At 47.3% G+C, this 18,887-nt stretch carries 17 protein-coding genes; 6 read left to right on the top strand and 11 right to left on the bottom strand.

The annotated features are described in order from the left end of the window. Positions 1–91: 91 nt before the first annotated feature. A complete protein-coding gene (locus tag IE117_RS19965) occupies positions 92–1,012 on the top strand; it encodes a sugar phosphate isomerase/epimerase family protein (protein ID WP_189566426.1) in 921 nt (306 codons plus the stop codon). Further along, a complete protein-coding gene (locus IE117_RS19960) occupies positions 1,009–2,046 on the top strand; it encodes a glycoside hydrolase family 113 (protein ID WP_189566425.1) in 1,038 nt (345 codons plus the stop codon). Before IE117_RS19965 ends, IE117_RS19960 begins: the two co-directional genes overlap by 4 nt. Before the next feature lie 2 nt (positions 2,047–2,048). Here IE117_RS19960 and IE117_RS19955 read toward each other — a convergent pair whose 3' ends face one another. The 3 genes from IE117_RS19955 to IE117_RS19945 all read right to left on the bottom strand — a co-directional run bounded on the left by IE117_RS19955 (position 2,049) and on the right by IE117_RS19945 (position 5,188). Beyond that, positions 2,049–2,642, bottom strand: a complete 594-nt coding sequence (locus IE117_RS19955) for a 3'-5' exonuclease (protein ID WP_189566423.1) — start codon at positions 2,640–2,642, stop codon at positions 2,049–2,051. Between the two features lie 55 nt (positions 2,643–2,697). Continuing rightward, on the bottom strand, positions 2,698–4,104 hold the full coding sequence (locus tag IE117_RS19950; protein ID WP_189566421.1) for a tetratricopeptide repeat protein: 1,407 nt from the start codon (positions 4,102–4,104) through the stop codon (positions 2,698–2,700). Between the two features lie 85 nt (positions 4,105–4,189). Then, positions 4,190–5,188, bottom strand: a complete 999-nt coding sequence (locus IE117_RS19945; protein ID WP_189566420.1) for an SDR family NAD(P)-dependent oxidoreductase — start codon at positions 5,186–5,188, stop codon at positions 4,190–4,192. A gap of 163 nt (positions 5,189–5,351) precedes the next feature. Here IE117_RS19945 and dctA point away from each other — a divergent pair, with 163 nt between their 5' ends. Both dctA and metG read left to right on the top strand, forming a co-directional pair. Then, positions 5,352–6,647 (top strand): C4-dicarboxylate transporter DctA, encoded by a 1,296-nt coding sequence (gene dctA / locus IE117_RS19940; RefSeq protein WP_189566418.1) that lies wholly within the window; start codon positions 5,352–5,354, stop codon positions 6,645–6,647. 356 nt (positions 6,648–7,003) lie between these two features. Beyond that, positions 7,004–9,076, top strand: a complete 2,073-nt coding sequence (gene metG / locus IE117_RS19935) for a methionine--tRNA ligase (RefSeq protein ID WP_189566416.1) — start codon at positions 7,004–7,006, stop codon at positions 9,074–9,076. Between the two features lie 84 nt (positions 9,077–9,160). Here the strand turns inward: metG and IE117_RS19930 are convergent, their stop codons facing one another. Further along, positions 9,161–9,565: an Hsp20/alpha crystallin family protein gene (locus IE117_RS19930; protein WP_189566408.1), complete on the bottom strand. Its 405-nt coding sequence runs from the start codon at positions 9,563–9,565 to the stop codon at positions 9,161–9,163. A 334-nt stretch (positions 9,566–9,899) separates the two neighbouring features. After that, positions 9,900–10,235 (bottom strand): HPF/RaiA family ribosome-associated protein, encoded by a 336-nt coding sequence (locus tag IE117_RS19925; RefSeq protein ID WP_189566407.1) that lies wholly within the window; start codon positions 10,233–10,235, stop codon positions 9,900–9,902. Positions 10,236–10,490: 255 nt separating this feature from the next. On the opposite strand from IE117_RS19925, the gene IE117_RS19920 reads away from it, so the two are divergent. Next, positions 10,491–11,657 (top strand): baeRF7 domain-containing protein, encoded by a 1,167-nt coding sequence (locus tag IE117_RS19920; protein ID WP_189566405.1) that lies wholly within the window; start codon positions 10,491–10,493, stop codon positions 11,655–11,657. 51 nt (positions 11,658–11,708) lie between these two features. On the opposite strand, the gene IE117_RS19915 is transcribed toward IE117_RS19920, so the two are convergent. From IE117_RS19915 to IE117_RS19890, 6 genes are all read right to left on the bottom strand, one after another. Further along, positions 11,709–12,629, bottom strand: a complete 921-nt coding sequence (locus tag IE117_RS19915) for a sugar phosphate isomerase/epimerase family protein (RefSeq protein ID WP_189566404.1) — start codon at positions 12,627–12,629, stop codon at positions 11,709–11,711. 142 nt (positions 12,630–12,771) lie between these two features. Next, the gene (locus tag IE117_RS19910) at positions 12,772–13,497 is read right to left on the bottom strand and encodes a DUF3891 family protein (RefSeq protein WP_189566403.1); all 726 of its coding nucleotides are present in this window, start codon (positions 13,495–13,497) and stop codon (positions 12,772–12,774) included. A 31-nt stretch (positions 13,498–13,528) separates the two neighbouring features. After that, entirely contained in the window at positions 13,529–13,792 is a 264-nt protein-coding gene (locus IE117_RS19905) for a hypothetical protein (RefSeq protein ID WP_189566402.1), read from the bottom strand. Positions 13,793–13,920: 128 nt separating this feature from the next. Further along, positions 13,921–14,544 (bottom strand): YceI family protein, encoded by a 624-nt coding sequence (locus IE117_RS19900; RefSeq protein ID WP_189566401.1) that lies wholly within the window; start codon positions 14,542–14,544, stop codon positions 13,921–13,923. A 128-nt stretch (positions 14,545–14,672) separates the two neighbouring features. Then, positions 14,673–15,113: a nuclear transport factor 2 family protein gene (locus IE117_RS19895; protein WP_189566400.1), complete on the bottom strand. Its 441-nt coding sequence runs from the start codon at positions 15,111–15,113 to the stop codon at positions 14,673–14,675. A gap of 61 nt (positions 15,114–15,174) precedes the next feature. Then, positions 15,175–17,520 (bottom strand): prolyl oligopeptidase family serine peptidase, encoded by a 2,346-nt coding sequence (locus tag IE117_RS19890; protein ID WP_189566398.1) that lies wholly within the window; start codon positions 17,518–17,520, stop codon positions 15,175–15,177. 65 nt (positions 17,521–17,585) lie between these two features. On the opposite strand from IE117_RS19890, the gene IE117_RS19885 reads away from it, so the two are divergent. Continuing rightward, on the top strand, positions 17,586–18,887 hold the full coding sequence (locus tag IE117_RS19885) for a DEAD/DEAH box helicase (RefSeq protein ID WP_189566397.1): 1,302 nt from the start codon (positions 17,586–17,588) through the stop codon (positions 18,885–18,887).

Genomic DNA, 18,887 nt, shown 5'->3' with positions numbered 1-18,887 from the left:
CGAATATGCTTTTCCTTCTTACCTTACAGATTCGGATAATCAACAGTTTTTACCGAGATTACTAACAAATTGCCCAAAATAAATAATGGAAATGCTGAAACTAGGAATTAACAGTGCAATACTTGCAGACTTCAATCTGGAGCATACCGTAAACTTTGCGGCCCACCATGGATTTGGCTGCGTGGAGGTAATGTGCTGGCCCCGCGACAATGATGACAGCCGCCGGTACGCTGGCGTGTCCCATATCGATATCCATAATCTGGATGAGCGTAAAATCAACGATATTCATTATATCCTTCGTAGTGCAAATGTGAGTATTTCGGCCTTGGGTTACTACCCTAATCCGCTAGATCCCGATCCAAAAAAATCAGAACCTGGCATTGATCACATTAAAGAGCTGATTCGGGCGGCGGCAAAACTGAACGTACCCGTCGTCACGACATTTATTGGCCGGGACCCCGCCAAAAACATCGCTGACAACCTTAAAACCTTTGCCGACGTGTGGCCGGGGATCGTGAAAGTGGCAGAGGAAAATAATATTAAAATCGCGATTGAGAATTGCCCCATGTTTTTTACCAATGACGAATGGCCCGGTGGTAAAAACCTGGCCATCAGCCCGGCAGTATGGACCAAAATGTTTGAAATAATTCCAAGTCGCTGCTTCGGACTAAATTACGACCCCTCGCACATGGTCTGGCAGATGATGGATGAGGTAAAGCCCATTTACCAGTTCAAGGACCGGCTTCATCATATTCATTTGAAGGACGTCAGAGTATATAAAGACAAGCTTGATCAGGTCGGTATTTTGGCCAATCCCTTGGAGTACCATTCTCCTAAACTACCTGGGCTGGGCGATGTAAACTGGCGGGGCTTTTTCGCTGCACTGACTGATGTCCGGTACCGGGGGCCGGTCGTAATAGAGGTGGAAGATAAGGCTTATGAAGCAAACATTACCGACGTCAAATCGGCCATCCTCACCAGCCGGAACTATGTCAATCAGTTTTTAGGATGAAAAACACCCTTTTTCCGTTTTTACTATCTGTTCTCTTTGGAAACCTTTTTTCCTGCACTTCGGTGTCTTCCGACAAGGCTTATAGGTACGGCGGGGAAAAACTTAAGGGAGTGGCGTTCGTGGCGCCTCGCGATTCGTTAGAAGCTACGACGTATCAACCCGTCAAGCAGATTAACGCTGAGTGGGTGGCGCTGATGCCTTACGGCTATACCCGGGAAGGCACGGCAGACTTTGTGTATGTGAAAGACAACGAGTGGAAATGGTGGGGCGAATCGCCCCGCGGCGTGGCGCATTGTGTGCAGATGGCTCACGACCGGGGTTTGAAGGTGATGCTGAAACCCCATATGTGGATAGGACGCGGCACATTCACCGGTCATTTCGAGTTGGCGACAGAAGCAGAATGGCAAACTTTCGAAAAAGGATTCGGAGAGTACCTGTTGGATTTTGCCCGGGTGGCCGACAGTACCGAGGTAGATTTGTACTGCATCGCCACTGAGATGCAGACATTCGTTAAAAGGCGTCCGCAATTCTGGTTTCAGATCATTCGCGATATAAAAAAGATATACAAAGGAAAACTAACCTACGCCGAGAACTGGGATGTCTACCAGGACGTCCCTTTTTGGAACGAACTGGACTATGTGGGAATAGATGCCTACTTCCCCCTTTCCGACGAGCAATCACCTGATGTCGTCACTTTAAAAAACGGCTGGAAACCTCATTTGAAGGCTCTGGAGAAATATTCATCCAAGGTTCAAAAGCCAATTCTTTTTACTGAATTTGGCTATATGAGCAGCGATTTTGCGGCCCGTCGCCCCTGGGAGAGTGATCGGGACAGACCCGCCAATGAACTACTTCAGGCAAGAACGTACGAGGCTTTTTTTCAAGAAGTCTGGAAACAGGATTGGATGGCAGGAGGCTTCGTCTGGAAGTGGTTTCCGGGCCTAGGACAGGGGGAGCGGGCGAGGGACCCTTTTTCACCCCAAAACAAGGAGGCTGAAAAGGTACTTGAGAAATACTTCCAGGAAAACTTTTGAACTCAGGAGTTATCCTGAACTTTCAGATCATCCAATCGCCCGAATATCTCTTTCAAGCATTTTGCTGTAAGCTCCGCATCTTCAAGTGCGTTATGGGTCTCTTCCTCGCGCTCAAAGCCAAAAAAACCTGATACTGCGCCTAAACTAAGTGAGCGGGGTACTTTGCGTCCGTTCTTTTCCAGGATCATGAAATACAAGTAGGACACGGTATGCAAATCCAGCATTTTGTTGGAATATGGCCACCGCATTTTCTCGTTCGAATAGGCGAATCGTAGAAAGTTGATGTCATAGATCACGCTTTGCCCACAGATCACCGTTTGGTGCAGGGGAGCGCCATGGGTTTTGGATTTGATCCATTGCTCAAATTCCGGTATTACATCATAAATCATTGGGGCGTCTTCCAGCGCGTCCAGAGATAGCCCATGTACTTCCTCTGCGCTGGCCGTAAACGCCTCCACATTCTCAGGATAAACATTGGTGAGGTAGGTGCCCAGAGCATTCCAGCTATCATCAAACAATTCAGCACCAAGCTGAATTATCTCGTTCCATCCAGGGTCGGGGCCGGACATTTCAATGTCCATTACTAGAAAAGGCATCGGTATACATTTACAGCCTCACGGGCTGAATGAAAGACAGTCGAATGACCGGAATTTAGTTCTTCTGACGGTACTGCTCAATAATTCGGTAAAGAGCCTTTTGTTTTTCCAATTCAGGAAAAAAATCAAACAGCTGAATGTGAGCCTCGTAGTTGAGCGTCAAGGCGATTTCAAGGTTGAGGAGTGCCTCACGGTATTCTCCCCCATGAATCAGGTAGACACACAGGCGATAATATAAATCAGCATCTTCGGGAATCTCGTCCACAGCAGCAGAGAGCAAGTCACACGCACGTGAGTAGTTTCCCTGATCAAAAAGCACTAGTGACCATTTGAGCCACACCTCAGGGTCGCCAGGCTCAATCTCGGCCGATTTCTCAAAAGCCTCGAAAGCCGAAACTACATTGCCAAGACGATATTCGGTTTCAGCCAGCGCCAGCCAGTAATCCGGGTTAAGTTCGGTAATTTTGATGGCGCGGCGCAGGAACCCAACGGCTTCATGCCAGCGGCTCATCTCACTCATGCAGATCCCCAGACCATACCAGCCGTCGTCCCACTCGCTGTCGAGTTTGACCGCATCCCTGTAATGACTGGCTGCTGTTTCAAACTGGCCCAGCCGTTCGTAGCAAGCTCCCAGGCAGCAGCAGGTTTCGGGCTGCTTTCCTTCCAGTTCAATAGCCTTGTGATAGTTAAATTTGGCACTCTCAAAGTCCTCGGTATTCATAAAGGAGTTGGCCATGTTGAAATAGGCCGATGCGAAATCCTCTTTTACCAAAGTAGCATAGTCGTACGCCTGAATCGATTCCTCGAATCGCTCCAGTTTACTGTACGCTATTCCCAAATTGTACCAGGCATGGTGGGAATACGGATCGCGGTCCACCAAACTTTGATAGTAGTCAAGATGAGTATCCAGTTGAGAAAGCATGTCTAGACAATGAGCCAGCTCATAAAAGGCGTATTCATTATCAAGGTTAATGGCGATGGATTTTTTATAGCTGTCCACCGCTTCCTCGAACTTACCCCAGTTCTGGTACGTCTGGCCGATCTGGTAGTAAATCTCATCCGCTTCTTCGGCAGTATCGAGCATTCCTTCCAGAATACGAAGCGACTGTTCAAAATCACCCATCAGATTGAACACAGCCCCCTGCATGAAAAGTACCTCCGTATCACCAGGATGAAAGAGGGCAGCTTTTTCAAGTAATTCCAAGGCTGATTCGTAATCTGCACGGTTGGCGTAAAGCTGCGATTTGCTCAGCATTAGTTCGAGCGAGTAAGGATAATTCTCCAATCCCAGATTGCAGGCCTTAATGGCTTTATCCCACTCGCCTTTGTCCAGATAATGCTCGGCGACCTGCTCGTAGGCATCCAAATCGAAGAACTCCAGCTCTTCTGTCTGAAGCATCCGTTCGAAGCGACGGATTGTTTCCTTCATATAATTTTTTCGTTCGTCAAAATCCTGTTCCATTACACAGAAAGGGTTAAATCAGGCGGCAAAAATGCCTCTACGCCATTTTGATAGAAGAAAGTTAGTAATAAATCTCTTGCCGACCTCATTTTGCGGTCAAAAAACTTTCGCTGACGCGTTTCACCGTTTTATCAAGCGGCTGAAAATCAAAAGACAAGTCTCTCTTAATTTTGGCACTATCATATTCAAAATGGTGCGCGGCTGATCGGGCGGTATCTTTTGTGATCAACGGGCGACTTCCCGTTAACCAGGAACGCATGGCTTCCACCCGCCAGATTATAGCAGCCAGCCCTGGTCCAACCTTGATATGGGGCGGTTTTCTGCCAAGTGCCGATGCAATAACCGAAAATAGCTGCTGATAGGTAGTCGTACCAGCACTCAGAACATATCGTTCATTTTCGATGTCTGACATTGTCAATTTAACGACCGCTTCCGCGATGTCACGCACATCTACAAAATTGACCGTTCCGACAGTATAGAATGGTTTGCCATCATACACATACTTGAACAATTGGGTGCTGCTTTTATGCCAGTCACCCTCGCCCAGAATCAGGGAAGGATTCACGATCACGGCAGGCAGGCCCTCCGCAATTCCGCGCCATACTTCCAGCTCCGCCAGGTACTTTGATTTGGCATACGCTGAATTATTGGGAGAATCGGTCCAGCGCTGGGTTTCGTCGATGACTATACGTGACTGATCTTCAATTAACCGTGGATCTGGTCTTCCTAATGCAGCAACGCTGCTGACATGGCACAATTTGCGAATGCCCTTTTTTAAACAGACATTGACCACATTAGCTGTTCCTTCAACATTGACCTTATACATGTCAGCCTCGTCGCGTGGCACAAATGAGACTATTGCCGCCGCGTGAACTACACAGTCCACCTGGTCCATGGCTTTTTCCAATGATAGCACATCCAGAATATCGCCTTCCACCCAGTGGATCTGGTTTTCCAGGTCATTGACCAGGGAGCGGTCGGAATTGGCACGATGAAGGGCAACTATGGTGTGCCCTTTCGCCAGAAAGCTCCTCGCAGTGGCACTGCCCACGAGTCCGGTCGCCCCGGTTATCAAAATTCGCATAAGCAATTCAACGGTCTCCCGACTGGCAAAGTTCAGCTAGCATGTATTGCGAAATTAATGGCTATTTTTGAAATGCTGGGGTTTATCTCGTTCTTTGGTGGAGGTCGCAAGCTCAAAACAATCGAATTCCAGCAGCAAAAGCACTTTTTGATTCAAACCTTTCATGAAAAAACTCTTCACCAACCTGACCTTTTGGGTACTAACCGCTATCGCAACCGGAGCTTTACTTGGTCACTTTTATCCAGATGCCGGGCAACGGATGCGACCACTCGGTACGGGCTTTATCGATATTGTAAAGTTGTTCATTAACCCTATCATCTTCCTCACCATTTCTTTGGGAATAAGCGGAATGGGCGATTTGAAAAAAGTAGGCAAGGTAGGCGGAAAGGCTTTGCTGTATTTTGAGGTCGTCACTACTTTTGCCCTGATCATCGGAGTGGCGGTAGCCTACCTGATACGCCCTGGTGATGGCGTGGTTACCACCAGCCTGACGGGCGACGCTACAGCAACAGGTGATGTTTCAAAATTTGCCCAGGAAGCCGAAAAAGGTTTCAGCTGGTGGGAATTCTTCAAGAACAACTTAACCATTCAGGTACTTCTATTTTCAATTGCCTTTGGCATTTTCCTTAGTAAGTACAATGCCAAGCAACGGATTTTGGATGTACTTAATTATTTATCCAAATACGTTTTCAAAGCACTTCATTTTGTGATGTTGTTTGCGCCCATCGGAGCGTTTGGGGGGATGGCATTCACTATCGGAAAGTACGGAATCAAGACCCTCTTGCCGCTGGGCAAGTTAATGCTTACGGTATACACTACCATGGGGCTGTTCATTTTCATAGTCCTGTATTTCATACTGCGTTATTACAAGATCAGCCTGATGAAGTACCTAAACTACATCCGCGAGGAGCTGCTGATTGTACTCGGTACTTCATCCTCGGAGGCGGGGCTGCCATCGCTCATGGAAAAGCTCGAAAGGATGGGCTGCTCCAAGCCCATCGTCGGGCTGGTAGTTCCGGCGGGCTATTCTTTCAATCTCGACGGCACGACAATATATTTATCGATGGCCACCATTTTCCTGGCGCAGGTATACGGTGTGGAATTGTCACTAGCGCAGATGTTTACAATCATCGGCATCCTGATGGTCACCTCCAAAGGCGCAGCAGGAGTCACGGGTAGCGGCTTTGTAGTATTAGCCTCTACCTTGACAGCCATCAAGGTTATTCCGCTGGAAGGACTGGCCTTGTTGCTTGGTGTAGACCGCTTCATGTCCGAAGCCCGGGCCATCACCAATTTCATCGGCAATGGCGTGGCTACCATCTGGATCGCCAACAATGAAAACGATTTCGACCGGGCAAAAATGAACTACGCCTTCGGACATTTGGAGGAGACAGAGGATATACTGACGGATAATCTCAGGTTTGTCACCAAGGAGGAGATTGACAAGAAAACGAGTTAATACGGTCGAGCGCACTTATCAAGTGTGCACTACACCAAGTACCTTTTTGTATCAAACTCAAATTTCCATTTTTTCTGGAAAGAAGTTTTCTGACTGATTAAATCACGCCTTGCCTTTCCCATTCAAACCAGCACCCGCCGTTTTAGAAAACACGGGCGCAGTCTTCGTGCTCAGGACCAGAACGGGCGAGTCCTGTTTGGCTCTACTAATGAAAGGTACAGAACTCGTCCTGAGGACCTATCGGCGCTATAGTAATCGGTAAATTATAATTCATACCGCACACAGCCGCTTTTTACTAATTTTGCGGAACTAGTCTTTGTTATCTAACCGCTATCGATTTTACTTGTTCCCTGAATATGTCATTGACCAATCCCCAACGCTATACCGTTACCGCCGCCCTCATCTACGCCAATGGCCCCATTCACATCGGCCATTTGGCGGGTTGCTACATCCCGGCGGATATTTATGTGCGATACCTGCGCTCCAAAGGCGCGGATGTCGCCTTCATCAGCGGTACCGATGAACACGGGGTACCCATCACGATCCGCGCCAAGAAGGAAGGCGTGACACCACAACAGGTCGTGGACAAGTACTATACCCAAATCGCCGATTCATTCGCTGAGTTGGGTATTTCGTTCGATGTGTACTCGCGCACCAGCAAGCCCGTCCATCACGAAACGTCGCAGGAAATTTTTAAAGATCTGTACGAAAAAGGAGGTTTTATTGAAGAAACCACCGAACAATACTACGACGAAACAGCGCAGCAATTCCTGGCTGACCGATACATCGTGGGTACTTGTCCGGTCTGTTCGAATCCCAACGCCTACGGCGATCAGTGCGAACGTTGCGGCTCTACGCTCAGTCCGACGGAACTCATCGAACCACGATCCACACTCTCTGGCGCGCAACCCGTTTTGAAGGCTACCACCAACTGGTTTTTGCCTTTAGACACGATGCAGCCTCAAATTCAGGAGTACATCGACAGTCATCCCGAGTGGAAAACCAACGTGCTGGGTCAATGCCAGTCGTGGCTGAAAGAAGGCCTGAAACCCCGCGCCATGACCCGCGACCTGGACTGGGGCATCAAAGTACCCCTACCCGACACCGATGGCAAGGTACTTTATGTGTGGTTCGAGGCACCGATTGGATATATATCGGCCACGAAAGATTGGCTCACGCAGAAAAACGGCGCCGACGCGGGTTGGGAAAAATGGTGGAAAGAAGATGATACCAAGCTGGTGCATTTCATCGGGAAAGACAACATCGTGTTTCACTGTCTCATTTTCCCCGCGACTTTGATAGCGGAAGATACTTATATCCTACCCGATCAGGTACCTGCCAACGAGTTCATGAATCTGGAAGGCGACAAGATTTCGACCTCGCGCAACTGGGCCGTGTGGCTGCACGAGTACCTGGCCGAATTCCCCGGTAAGCAGGATGTACTACGCTATGTACTTACCGCTAACGCCCCCGAAACCAAGGATAGCGAGTTCACCTGGAAAGATTTCCAGACCCGCAATAACAGCGAATTGGTGGGGGTATTTGGTAATTTCGTAAACCGTGCCATGATCCTGACGCAGAAATTCTGCGAAGGCAAAGTACCTTCGGTAAGCGAATTGCAGGAAATAGATCAAAGTACCTTGGACGAACTGGCCGCCTTTCCCGCTCGCATCGCCGACGCGCTGGAAAATTACCGCTTCCGCGAAGGGCTGACGCTTGTTATGGATTTGGCCCGATTAGGCAACAAGTACCTGGCCGAAACCCAACCCTGGCACGCCATCAAGACCGATACCGACGGCAGCACCGACCGCCGCGTGGATACGATCATGAATATCGCGCTGCAAATCACGGCCTCGCTGGCGATCGTAACCGAACCCTTTCTGCCGTTTACGGCTGCTAAAATCAACAAACAGTTAGGAGCTGAAAAAACTACCTGGCACGACGCTGGACGCGCTGATTTGCTTCCGGCCGGACACGCACTGGGCGAATCGAGCCTGTTGTTTGAGAAAATAGAAGATGATGTGATTCAGAAACAAATTGAAAAACTCCACGAAGCCAAACGAATGAACGAACTTGAAAGTAAGCATGTCCCCGAGGTAAGGGCCGAAATACAGTTTGACGATTTTGCCAAAATGGACATCCGGGTAGCGACCGTACTGGAAGCTGAGGTCGTACCCAAAAGCAAGAAACTCCTGAAAATAAAACTTGACATCGGCACCGAACAACGTACCGTGCTGAGCGGCATCGCCGAGCATTTCAAGCCCGAGGAAGTAACGGGACGACAGGTACTTTACCTGGCAAACCTCGCTCCACGCAAAATGATGGGCACCGAATCGCAGGGAATGATTCTGATGGCCGAAGACCGCGACGGCAGTCTGTCGTTTCTGCAACCCGGGAAGACCATATGGAATGGAGGTACCGTCAGCTGATCACGGTCACTATCTTAAAAAAAATCCCCCGGCTCAGAAGAGTCGGGGGATTTTGCCTTATTATAAACAATTTTCAAATCTTGATTACCATCGTTCGATGTTGATCCGCCGATGGAAGTCCTGCTGTGTCTGATCAGAGGGTAGTTCGAGCGTGAGGTAGCGGCGGTCTTCGTCGTAGCGGGCGGATATACTTTCCACATCAACATCAGCAGGAATTTGCATCTTACTTATAAATCGAATGGATCGCATTTCACTGGATTCACCATCCGAGGTGCCGAAAATCGGCAGCAGGTGATAGATCATTAGCTTATCTTTCAAAATCTCGACTTGCAATTCATCAGGTTCTATTCCGGGTGCTTTAACAGTTACCTCGTAACCATTTTCTCTATTTTCTATATTCAGGATGGGCTGACTCATGCCGCCATTTGCGGTATTCATAAAGTCGATGCTCATCAACATTTCTTGCGGGATATTCAGTTTCTTTTTCATGAGCTAGGTTTTTACGTTCATGTATAAGAGTTAAAAAGGATATACCAGTTTAAAGGACGATCCCGGGATAAATAGTATGTCCCAGCAATTTGACAAGCAGATTGTATTTTAACAATCTAGTACATAGAGCCTTACATTTAAACTGAGCGGCATATCACATATTGAGCTTATAAAAGAGGAGAATACGGACACTGCCATATTAGCCGATCCTGGTTCTTATAGTGCCAGCTTGTCAGAAAAGCTTCATCAAATGGTTATTTTCAACAACCCTATAAACAAAGAAGCGTAATAGATAATCTATTACGCTTCTTTGTTTATAGAGGATAACTACCCATCATGCCGCATGTGCTCTATGATTTGCAGTGTGGCGTCCGAGCAGTTGGCTTCTTAATTTTCCTGTTACTTCCAGCAGGGCCTGGTCCCATGTATCTGAGCACGCTTCGGCAACATAATTTCTTCCGGGAGCTCCTACCCTCATACGCGCTACTTTACGATCAGCATCCGTGGGAGAATCATAACACAGGTAAACATCGGCACCCAAAATACTCCCGTAAACGCGCATAAGTTTCCTCAACTCTATGTGTATGGTGGTGATAATGTCTTTACTAGGATCAAAATCGTCAGTTTGAATATCGAGTTTGATGTTTTGAAATCTTTCTGTCTTTTTCATGGCATATCGTATTATGTACTGGTGTTCCAAGATGATCGAGGGGGCGATCAAGTACTTTTTTTTCCTCAGAAGGGGTACATATTCCTCACATTAAATGTCTTTCCATTTCTTCCAGATTTTCGCAAACATCAACCTTGTAGGCTGATAGCGGTAAAAACACAGATTTAACATGGTATGGAATAATCTTGTCAGGTATACCATAAAAATGGCTTGCCTGCCAGATTATATTTAGTCTAAACCTTTAATATTCGAGATATGGAAATTTTCAAAGTTGAACAGCTGAATGAACTTTTAAATGTAAAGGGTCTGCATCATGTGACGATCTTTTCTCCTACGAGCAGAGATTCCACCGACAACCACCAAAAGGACAAAATCAATTTTAAGAATCAGTTGCAGGAAGCAATCTCGCAACTCAACAAACTTTATGGATGGAACGACAATGAAGCCCGAGAATATCTGAAACCAGGCTATGATTTACTGGAAGATTCCCAGTTCTGGCAACATGGTTCGGACGGGCTCGCCTATTTTCAAAGCTCCAAAGGGGTAAATATCAAAACGCTGCCGCTGGAGATAGAAAAACCCTCTACCTATGTTGGAAAAGGCTTCATGCTTCGTCCACTTATCCCGCTCCTGAATGCGGATGGCCGCTTCTATGTTCTCAACATTAATCTGGAGGATGTTCGGCTCTACGAAGCTACGCCCGGTACGGTTTCTGAGGTAGTACTCAATGAAGAAGTACCCACTACCATAGACGACTACATGAAATTTCTCGAAAAAGAAGAGCACCTTCAGTGGCGGAGCGGCCAGGGTGGTAAAGCCGGGGCCACGTTTCATGGACATGGCGTCACTGACACTGATAAAGAGGATATCAAACAGTATTTCCATCAGCTAAGCAATGAAGTGGACGGAATCCTTAATTGTGATCCTTTGCCGACAGTACTTGCGGGGGTTGAGTACCTGCTTCCTATGTACCGGGAGACAAGTAAATACAATAAGTATGTAGAACATACCATTCACGGTAGTTTCTCGGAAGCTGATGCCGCTGTCCTCCACGCAAAAGCTTGGGAGTTCATGGAGTCAAAATTTGATGCTGAACGAGACGAACGCTTCGAGAAGTACGCCGAGTTGGCTAATGGTGATTGGGCCTCCTCCGATCAGGACAAGGTGATTAAAGCGGCCCTGACCGGACAGGTTGAGACCCTGTTTGTGAGGGAAAATGCCGCTATCTGGGGAGTCTTCAATGAGCAGCTTTACGAACTGGAAATTGAACCTTCTTCCACACCTGAAACAAAAGACCTGCTTACCGAGGCCGCAATCAAGACTATCATGCAGCAGGGGAAAGTATATCAGTGCTCAGAAGAAGAAATGCCTGAAGACGGAAAGGTAATTTCAGCGATCTTCAGAAACCCGGTGGTAGTTTAGAAAATACTTTGAAAAAAAGAGAGGCTATGCCAGGTGCATAGCCTCTCTTTTTTATATCCCCTTGGTAGCTTGTTTCATTTTTGCCAGGCCGGTCTTGGCAACCAGTAGCGCATCCTGAGCATAGTATGCCGGGTTGAATACTTCTAGTGATAGGATCACGGGTTTTTCAGGATTTTTTAAAATCGTGAATAGCTCCTTCATAGGACCCACTCCATCCCCCGGGTATACCCTGTCGGCATCAGTGATTACATTCTGAGCGGGGGTGGCTGGGTAATCATTTACGTGAAATATTTCAATGTAAGGCTTCCCGACCCAGGCAACCTGCTGTAAGCCAGAGCCGCCACGGTATAGGTGGTAAACATCCATAAGTACCTTAGCAGAAGGATGTCCGGATTCGATTGCCACGTACATAAGTTCGCTCAGGCGACTGAGATTTTGGGAGAACCCCCAGAGTTCCAGATGAGGGATGACGCTCACCTTGTCTCCAAGCTCAAGTATGGTACGGTAGCGTTCGGCGGCCTTTTTCAGGTCGAGAGTTACGTCCTTGGTTGCGCCCATGGGCGGGGCGGCAATGCGTTTGCATCCAATTTCGGCCAAGATATCCATCTCTTCCTTCAGCTGATCGATGGCCTTACTACGGATTGAATTGTCGTCTACGATCCATTGGGCAAAACCGATGGCATCCTCCACTTCTATACCGGAGTCTTTGAGGTGTTTTCGGGCATCAGCGGTTGTCCCCCCGCCTTTCAGGTAGTCCTGCAGGCTGTTGATCCAGATTTCAACGTGGCGGTAACCAGCTTTTGAAGCAACTTCTATTTCTTTCATAAAGCCCAGCTTATGTCCCCGAAGGGTACTCATGTTCAAGGCATATTTGAAAGATTCCTGCCTGGCGGCAGCACTAGAAATTCGTGGAATGGCAGTAATTGCGGTAGTAGCGGCGATACCGGCGATTGCCTGGCGACGATTTATCATTTTAGTCAAGATGGATAATGAAGTATTGAAAAGGAGCCAGGCAGCTCATTCTCCTTTATCTTAACTGAAAAGCGCCGCTGAAATAAGCAAAAAACAAAGATCCTTAGCTTTCGGATTGTATAAAACCCAAAATTCAACGGTGCTACCGACAAAACCGCCATGACCTCACGCCTACTCCTGCTGCTTTCAAACAACTGTCCAGTTCTTGCGAATTAGTGAATTTTAGCTGATGCAATTCCCGGTATTCGACAGAGACTTCAAATGAATCAGGTTCGAAAGGCCAAGGCTCGACATGGAGATTCTCTTTTTCATCCTGCCAGAGCTGGTACATTGTCTTGTCGGGGCCTGTACTGATGTCCATACGGCGTTGTTCGGGTTGAACTTTATCCATGCACAGCAACAACGATAACGCGTCACACCATTCTACAAATCTGTAATGTTTTTCAGCCTCGCTCCTACTCAGTCCCAGTTCCTTAGTAATTTTTGTCTGAAGTTTTTTCTGCTCGGCTACAAATTCCTTAATGTCAGCATCTTCCAATTTTTGGTCTCCATACAAAAAGGTGGTATGCAATGAGGTCATTAATGCATTCCAGCGGCTTTTGGACGAAGATATCTCCATCACACTGCGATACTGCTCTGCCGAGCGCCCCAATAACTGAAAATGCTTGGGGGCTCCGGCCTCTGTTAAATTTTCGGGCATGCGGGATTCGGGAACACCATCGTCGTGTTCGGCAATGGCCAACAGAGTCTCTACGAAATGGGGAGGGCGTTCGGCCACCTTCCAATAGAAGGCCAACTTAGCAGCAAGAAGTCCATGTGCTCGCTGGTAGATAACTTCCCAGCCGGCGGGAATAGATTTTACGATCATGATGTGGAATTTAAGAGTGTTGAATACAAATCTACGCCCCAATTCCTAAATGCTGCCGAACTTCTTCCTCTGTCAATACGGCCATGCCCTGCATGAGGGCGGGCAGCAACGCTTTTTTTGCAGATTTTTCCATTCTAACCTGCAGAGCTTCCATTTCCTCGTACTCCACCTGATGTACACGCGCGGCCAGTTTCCCTATCATGTTGCGGGCCACAATTTGTTCAGCTTCGAGTTTGGCGATTTTTACAGAAAGAATTTCCAGGTATTGCAGCACAGGTTGTAGATCGTTTGACATTCAGGTGAATGTAAATGGGTTAATCGAATTGCGAATATTTCAAAAACGACAGCCCACCCGAAAGAGTATAAAAAAACGCACCCCTGAAAATTTCAGGGGTGCGTGTATAGTACTCAGTCGAATTTTAATTAATTGCTGGCGACCAGTTTCACTTTCATTTCAACGTCATTTGACAATACCATTTCCTGCATTGGGTGCTTGAATGATACGTCATACTTGGTCCGGTCAAAGGTCAGATCTCCTGTCATCGTCACTTTACCGCCTTCTTCCGTAATACTCACGTTTTTAACCTCCTCAGGATTAGTCTTGCCTCGAACGGTAAGATTTCCCATCACTGTGCTACCTTCCGAACCAGTGATTTCAAAGGTGGCTTTTGGGTGCTGCTCTACGGCAAAAAAGTCATCAGAAGAAAGATGCCCTACCAGTTTTTCGGGAGTACGGTCTTTCTCAGCATCGTAGTTTTCATCAGTCGGGTTGATCGTAGTCAAATCCACTGCGAAGTTACCACCCGTAATTTTACCATCGGTAATCGTGACGCTGCCGTCGGTTAACTTAACATCACCGGAGTGAGAGTACATACCAACCATGGTGCCTTCCCAGTTGACTTCGCTGGACGCGAGATCAACGTTCATTGTCCCATCGGGGATTCCGGCAGTTTCTTCGGCTGTTTCTGACTTCTTCTCTGAATCACAAGCTACAAATGCAAGAGATGCCGTGGCCAAAAAAGCAATTGTGAGGATGTTTTTTTTCATGATGTTAATTTTTTTGGTGATTAAATAGATGTACATACATCTATCCCTAAACCTGTCACTCATGAAAATGGTTCGGATTCAAAAAATAAAATGCCGAAAGATACCTAGCGCAGAATCTTTAAAAATGTTTAGGCGAGTTGACTATTCCCTGCCGAAAACTTCAATTCGTACTTGAATGAGTCAATCCGCCAGCCTTCGGTCATATGTTTAAGGTGTAAATTGTATGTACCGAAATACTCCCTGATTTTTCCCTCACTCGCCGATTCTTTAAAATGGGTAGCTGTTGCGTAAACAAAAACCTCAGCGGAATTATCAACAATCGTGACAAGATGGTTTCCCGCCAAATGATTCACCGAATCTACCCCATCGAAAACTTTAGACCAATATTCACAGATTTCCTGAGAAGTGAGCTCTTTTGATTCGTCACCCATCGACGACATATCGAACTGAACGTGTCCGGTGAATACCTCCTCCTGCAATGCCTCCCAGCGTTGCTGATCCGTATAAACAAAAAGGCGGTTAACTACTTCAATAATTTGTTCTCTTTCGGTGAAATTCGATCTTTCCATGGTTCAATAGCAAATGTTAGTTGATTGTTATCCTGAATAAAGATTATGCCGTGCCACCTTCTCAACGAAGGTTTTCTTCAAACAAATTAAGAATGCGCTTATACTCGTCTGTCCATGAGGATGGTTCGACAAACCCATGGTCTTCCAAGGGGTATACGGCTAATTCCCAATTGTCTTTTTTTAATTCTATCAATCTTTGCGATAACCTTACCACATCCTGAAAATGCACATTAACATCCACCATTCCGTGGCAAATCAGCAAGTGATTTTTCAGACCGGCAGCGTGATAAATCGGTGAGCTTTTGCGGTAAGCCAAACTGTCCAATTGCGGCTCGTTAAGGATATTGGCTGTGTAGGGGTGATTATAGGCCGCCCAGTCAGTCACGGGACGCAACGCCGCACCAGCCTTGAAGACATCGGGGGTGGTGAATAACGCCATTAAAGTGATAAAGCCCCCGTACGAGCCCCCGTAGATTCCAATCTTCTTAGGGTCTACTTTGTATTTCTTGACCAACCAATTGGCGCCATCCACGTGGTCACTAAGGTCTTTTCCTCCCATGAATCGATAAATGCCGGTGCGCCAGTCGCGCCCATAACCCGCACTGGCGCGGTAATCCATGTCCAGAACCGTATAACCTTTATCTACCAATAGATTATGGAACATGTATTCGCGAAAATAATTACTCCACCATGCATGAGCATTTTGCAGGTAGCCTGCTCCATGGACAAAAATCACCGCCCGGCCATTTGGTTTTTTGGGCTCATAGACTCGGGCATGAACATCTGCACCGTCCGCGGCCTTTAAGGTGACGAGTTTAGCCTCACGCCAGGGGTAGGCTTTAAATGCTTCGGTAGTTGACTGCGTAATTTGCTCAGGCTTGGCGTCTACCTTATTAGCCATCAGAAATAATTCCCAGGGGTTATTGCTGTTAGAATAACGCATGGCGAGTTTTGTCTCATCGGGAGAGAGTTCAACTTCATATGCTCCTTTTTGAGGTGTTAAACGAGTCCTCTCTTCACCCGTGACGGCCATCTTGTAGAATTGCTTTTCGCCGGGATGGACTTCGTTGGTGGTGAGGTAGAATGTTTGCTTGTCCTTTGATAGCAAAACACTCTGTATTTCAAATTTACCCTTAGTGAGTTGTGATTTCTTGCCGCTTTTCACATCCAGCGAGTAAAGATGGGCGTAGCCGTCAGCCTCACTCACAAAGTATAGGGTTGAGTTGTCTATCCATCCCAAATCACCAGAGCTTTGCGGATATCCCCCTACACCCGGGCCACCAATCCATGCTTCATCCCGCTGACGTTCAAGCGGCTTTAAACTAAGTGAGTCAGGATCAAAGGCCATGATCCAACGGTCTTTGTTATCGAGCGACCTCACCACCACCACGGCATTGAGTCCGTCCTCCGACCAGGAAGGTCCGTGGACTATTACAGGCCGGACTTTGTCTTTTTTCCAGGAGGTGTCTTGCTTAGGGTAGTCTTTCAGGTAATCCGGCTTATCGCCAATTCCGGGTAGTTTTTTCGTGCTTACCTGCCGCATGGTGTCCTTCTTGATATCATACACCCAAAACTCATACTCCGTCGCCGGATCACCTACTTTTGTACGGGCTGGTAAATCCTCGGTAAATCCAGATTGTGTCACGAAGCTGGGAACAATTGTCCTTTTGGATGATTTGTCGGCTTTGCTGAGACGGTAAGTCACAAATCGCCCGTCGGGACTCAGTTGTTGGGATGAGACCCTTTTTTCACCCAGATAAATTTCTTTGGGGCGATCCGGTTTTTCGGCCTCCGTTATTTTTTTAGCGGAATCTTTCCTGGCTTTTCTTTCTTTCAAAATATCAAACAGAGCCAGCTGATCGCTTTCCAGCCATTTTTCCTCGTCCGATTTTTTGGCTTCGGCCTTCTTACTGCCGTTCCTGAAGTCGGTATGCTGGGTCAGAAGACCCGATGACAACGCAATGCTGAATAAATTGTCATCTTTTTCAAATATCACCCGCTGCTCATCGCCGCTAAATGCAGGACTTCCCTCGATCTCGACGGTGTTGGTCAATTGCCGAATCTGGTACGTCTTGCAATCCAGCAGATAGATATCCCCGTTTTTTGCGTAAACTTTCAATGTCCGGTGTCGATTGTAAACACCACGCTGAGAAGGCATGTTTTTGCGTTCTCCCAGGCTTACCTTAGTGATTTTCTTTTTTTCGAGTGAGTACTGATATAGCGAGTCGCCGGGATTGGCATCCGGATTCCAATCGAAATAGATGATTTTAGAATCCTCAGACCAGTGAACCCCATCGGGCGAAGTACCTATCCAGGTTTTGGGATCCTGCATGATTTTCTCAACGGTGAGTTGAGCTTTGAGGGAAATCGGAAGACAAAGGAGGGTTAACAGTATCGTTTTTTTCATATTTAGGTTATTTGACGTTGCAAGATAATTCAGATTATCTTTGGCAAAACACCCATCTGATACCAATGCTAGAAGAAATTCTCCAAAGACTTGAAATTGACTCGCTGAACCCAATGCAGGAAGCGGCTCTATCCGCTGCCCGGAAAAATGACACCATTGTACTCTCCCCTACCGGATCTGGCAAAACATTAGCATTTCTACTGGCCGCACTTGACCGGTTGAAAGAAGGTGAGCCAGGAGTGCAGGCGATGGTTTTGGTCCCATCGCGGGAGCTTGCTTTACAGATCGAAAGTGTATTTAAAGCAATGGGTACTGGCTTCAAAGTTACCTGCTGCTATGGTGGACATTCAAAGAAGACCGAAGAAAACCTTCTTCTGGAAGCACCGGCATTGCTCATTGGCACGCCTGGCCGGGTTGCCGATCACCTCCGACATCAGAATTTCGACCCGGAAACCATTCACACTTTGATTTTAGATGAGTTTGATAAGTCGCTCGAAATGGGCTTTCAACAGGACATGTCGACAATCATTGAGTCCATGACGGGGCTTGATCGTCGTATATTCACTTCTGCCACTCCCATAGACCGGTTGCCCGCTTTTGTTGACGCCAGGCATCCGGTCACACTTGACTTTTTAAATTCTTCCGATGCAGCGCCCCAATTGACCATGAAGGCAGTCCGCACCACTTCGGTTTCGCGGCTGGATACGCTTTTTTCCCTGGTGTGCGCCATTGGCGCCGAGCGAACGCTGATTTTCTGCAATCACCGTGATGCCGTGGACCGAATAAGTGATCTGCTGGGCGGCTTTGGCCTGGTGCACGCTACATTCCATGGCGGCATGGAGCAACCAGATCGTGAGCGTGCCCTGATGAAGTTCCGCAATGGCACCAGTCGCATATTGATCGTAACTGACCTGGCGTCACGTGGCCTGGACGTTCCCGAAATCGAATCTATTATTCATTACCAGTTTCCACTGACCGAAGAGGCATTCATTCACCGTAACGGCCGCACGGCAAGGATGCATGCTACCGGAACGGTATACCTTATGCTCGATGAATACGAAAAACCACCTTACCTAACCCAAGTACCCGAGGAGGCAATGTTGCCCAAATATGATCGGCTCCCCCCCGAAACAGAATGGGACACGCTATATTTTTCGGCAGGCAAAAAGGAAAAGATCAGTAAAGGCGATGTCGCAGGACTGTTGATGAAAAAGGGAGGTTTGAAAAAGGAGGATGTAGGTATGATCGAAATCAAGGACGATGCCGCATTTGCCGCAGTGAAGCGGGAGAAAGCCGCAGCAGTGATAGAATTCTTGAGATATGAGAAGCTAAAAGGCAAACGTGTCAAGACCGATATAGCCCATTGA

This window comes from Persicitalea jodogahamensis (genome assembly GCF_014651615.1).
Taxonomy (GTDB): domain Bacteria; phylum Bacteroidota; class Bacteroidia; order Cytophagales; family Spirosomataceae; genus Persicitalea; species Persicitalea jodogahamensis.
The sequence above is the reverse complement of the archived record's forward strand: the minus strand, read 5'-3'. Positions and strand labels throughout refer to the sequence as shown.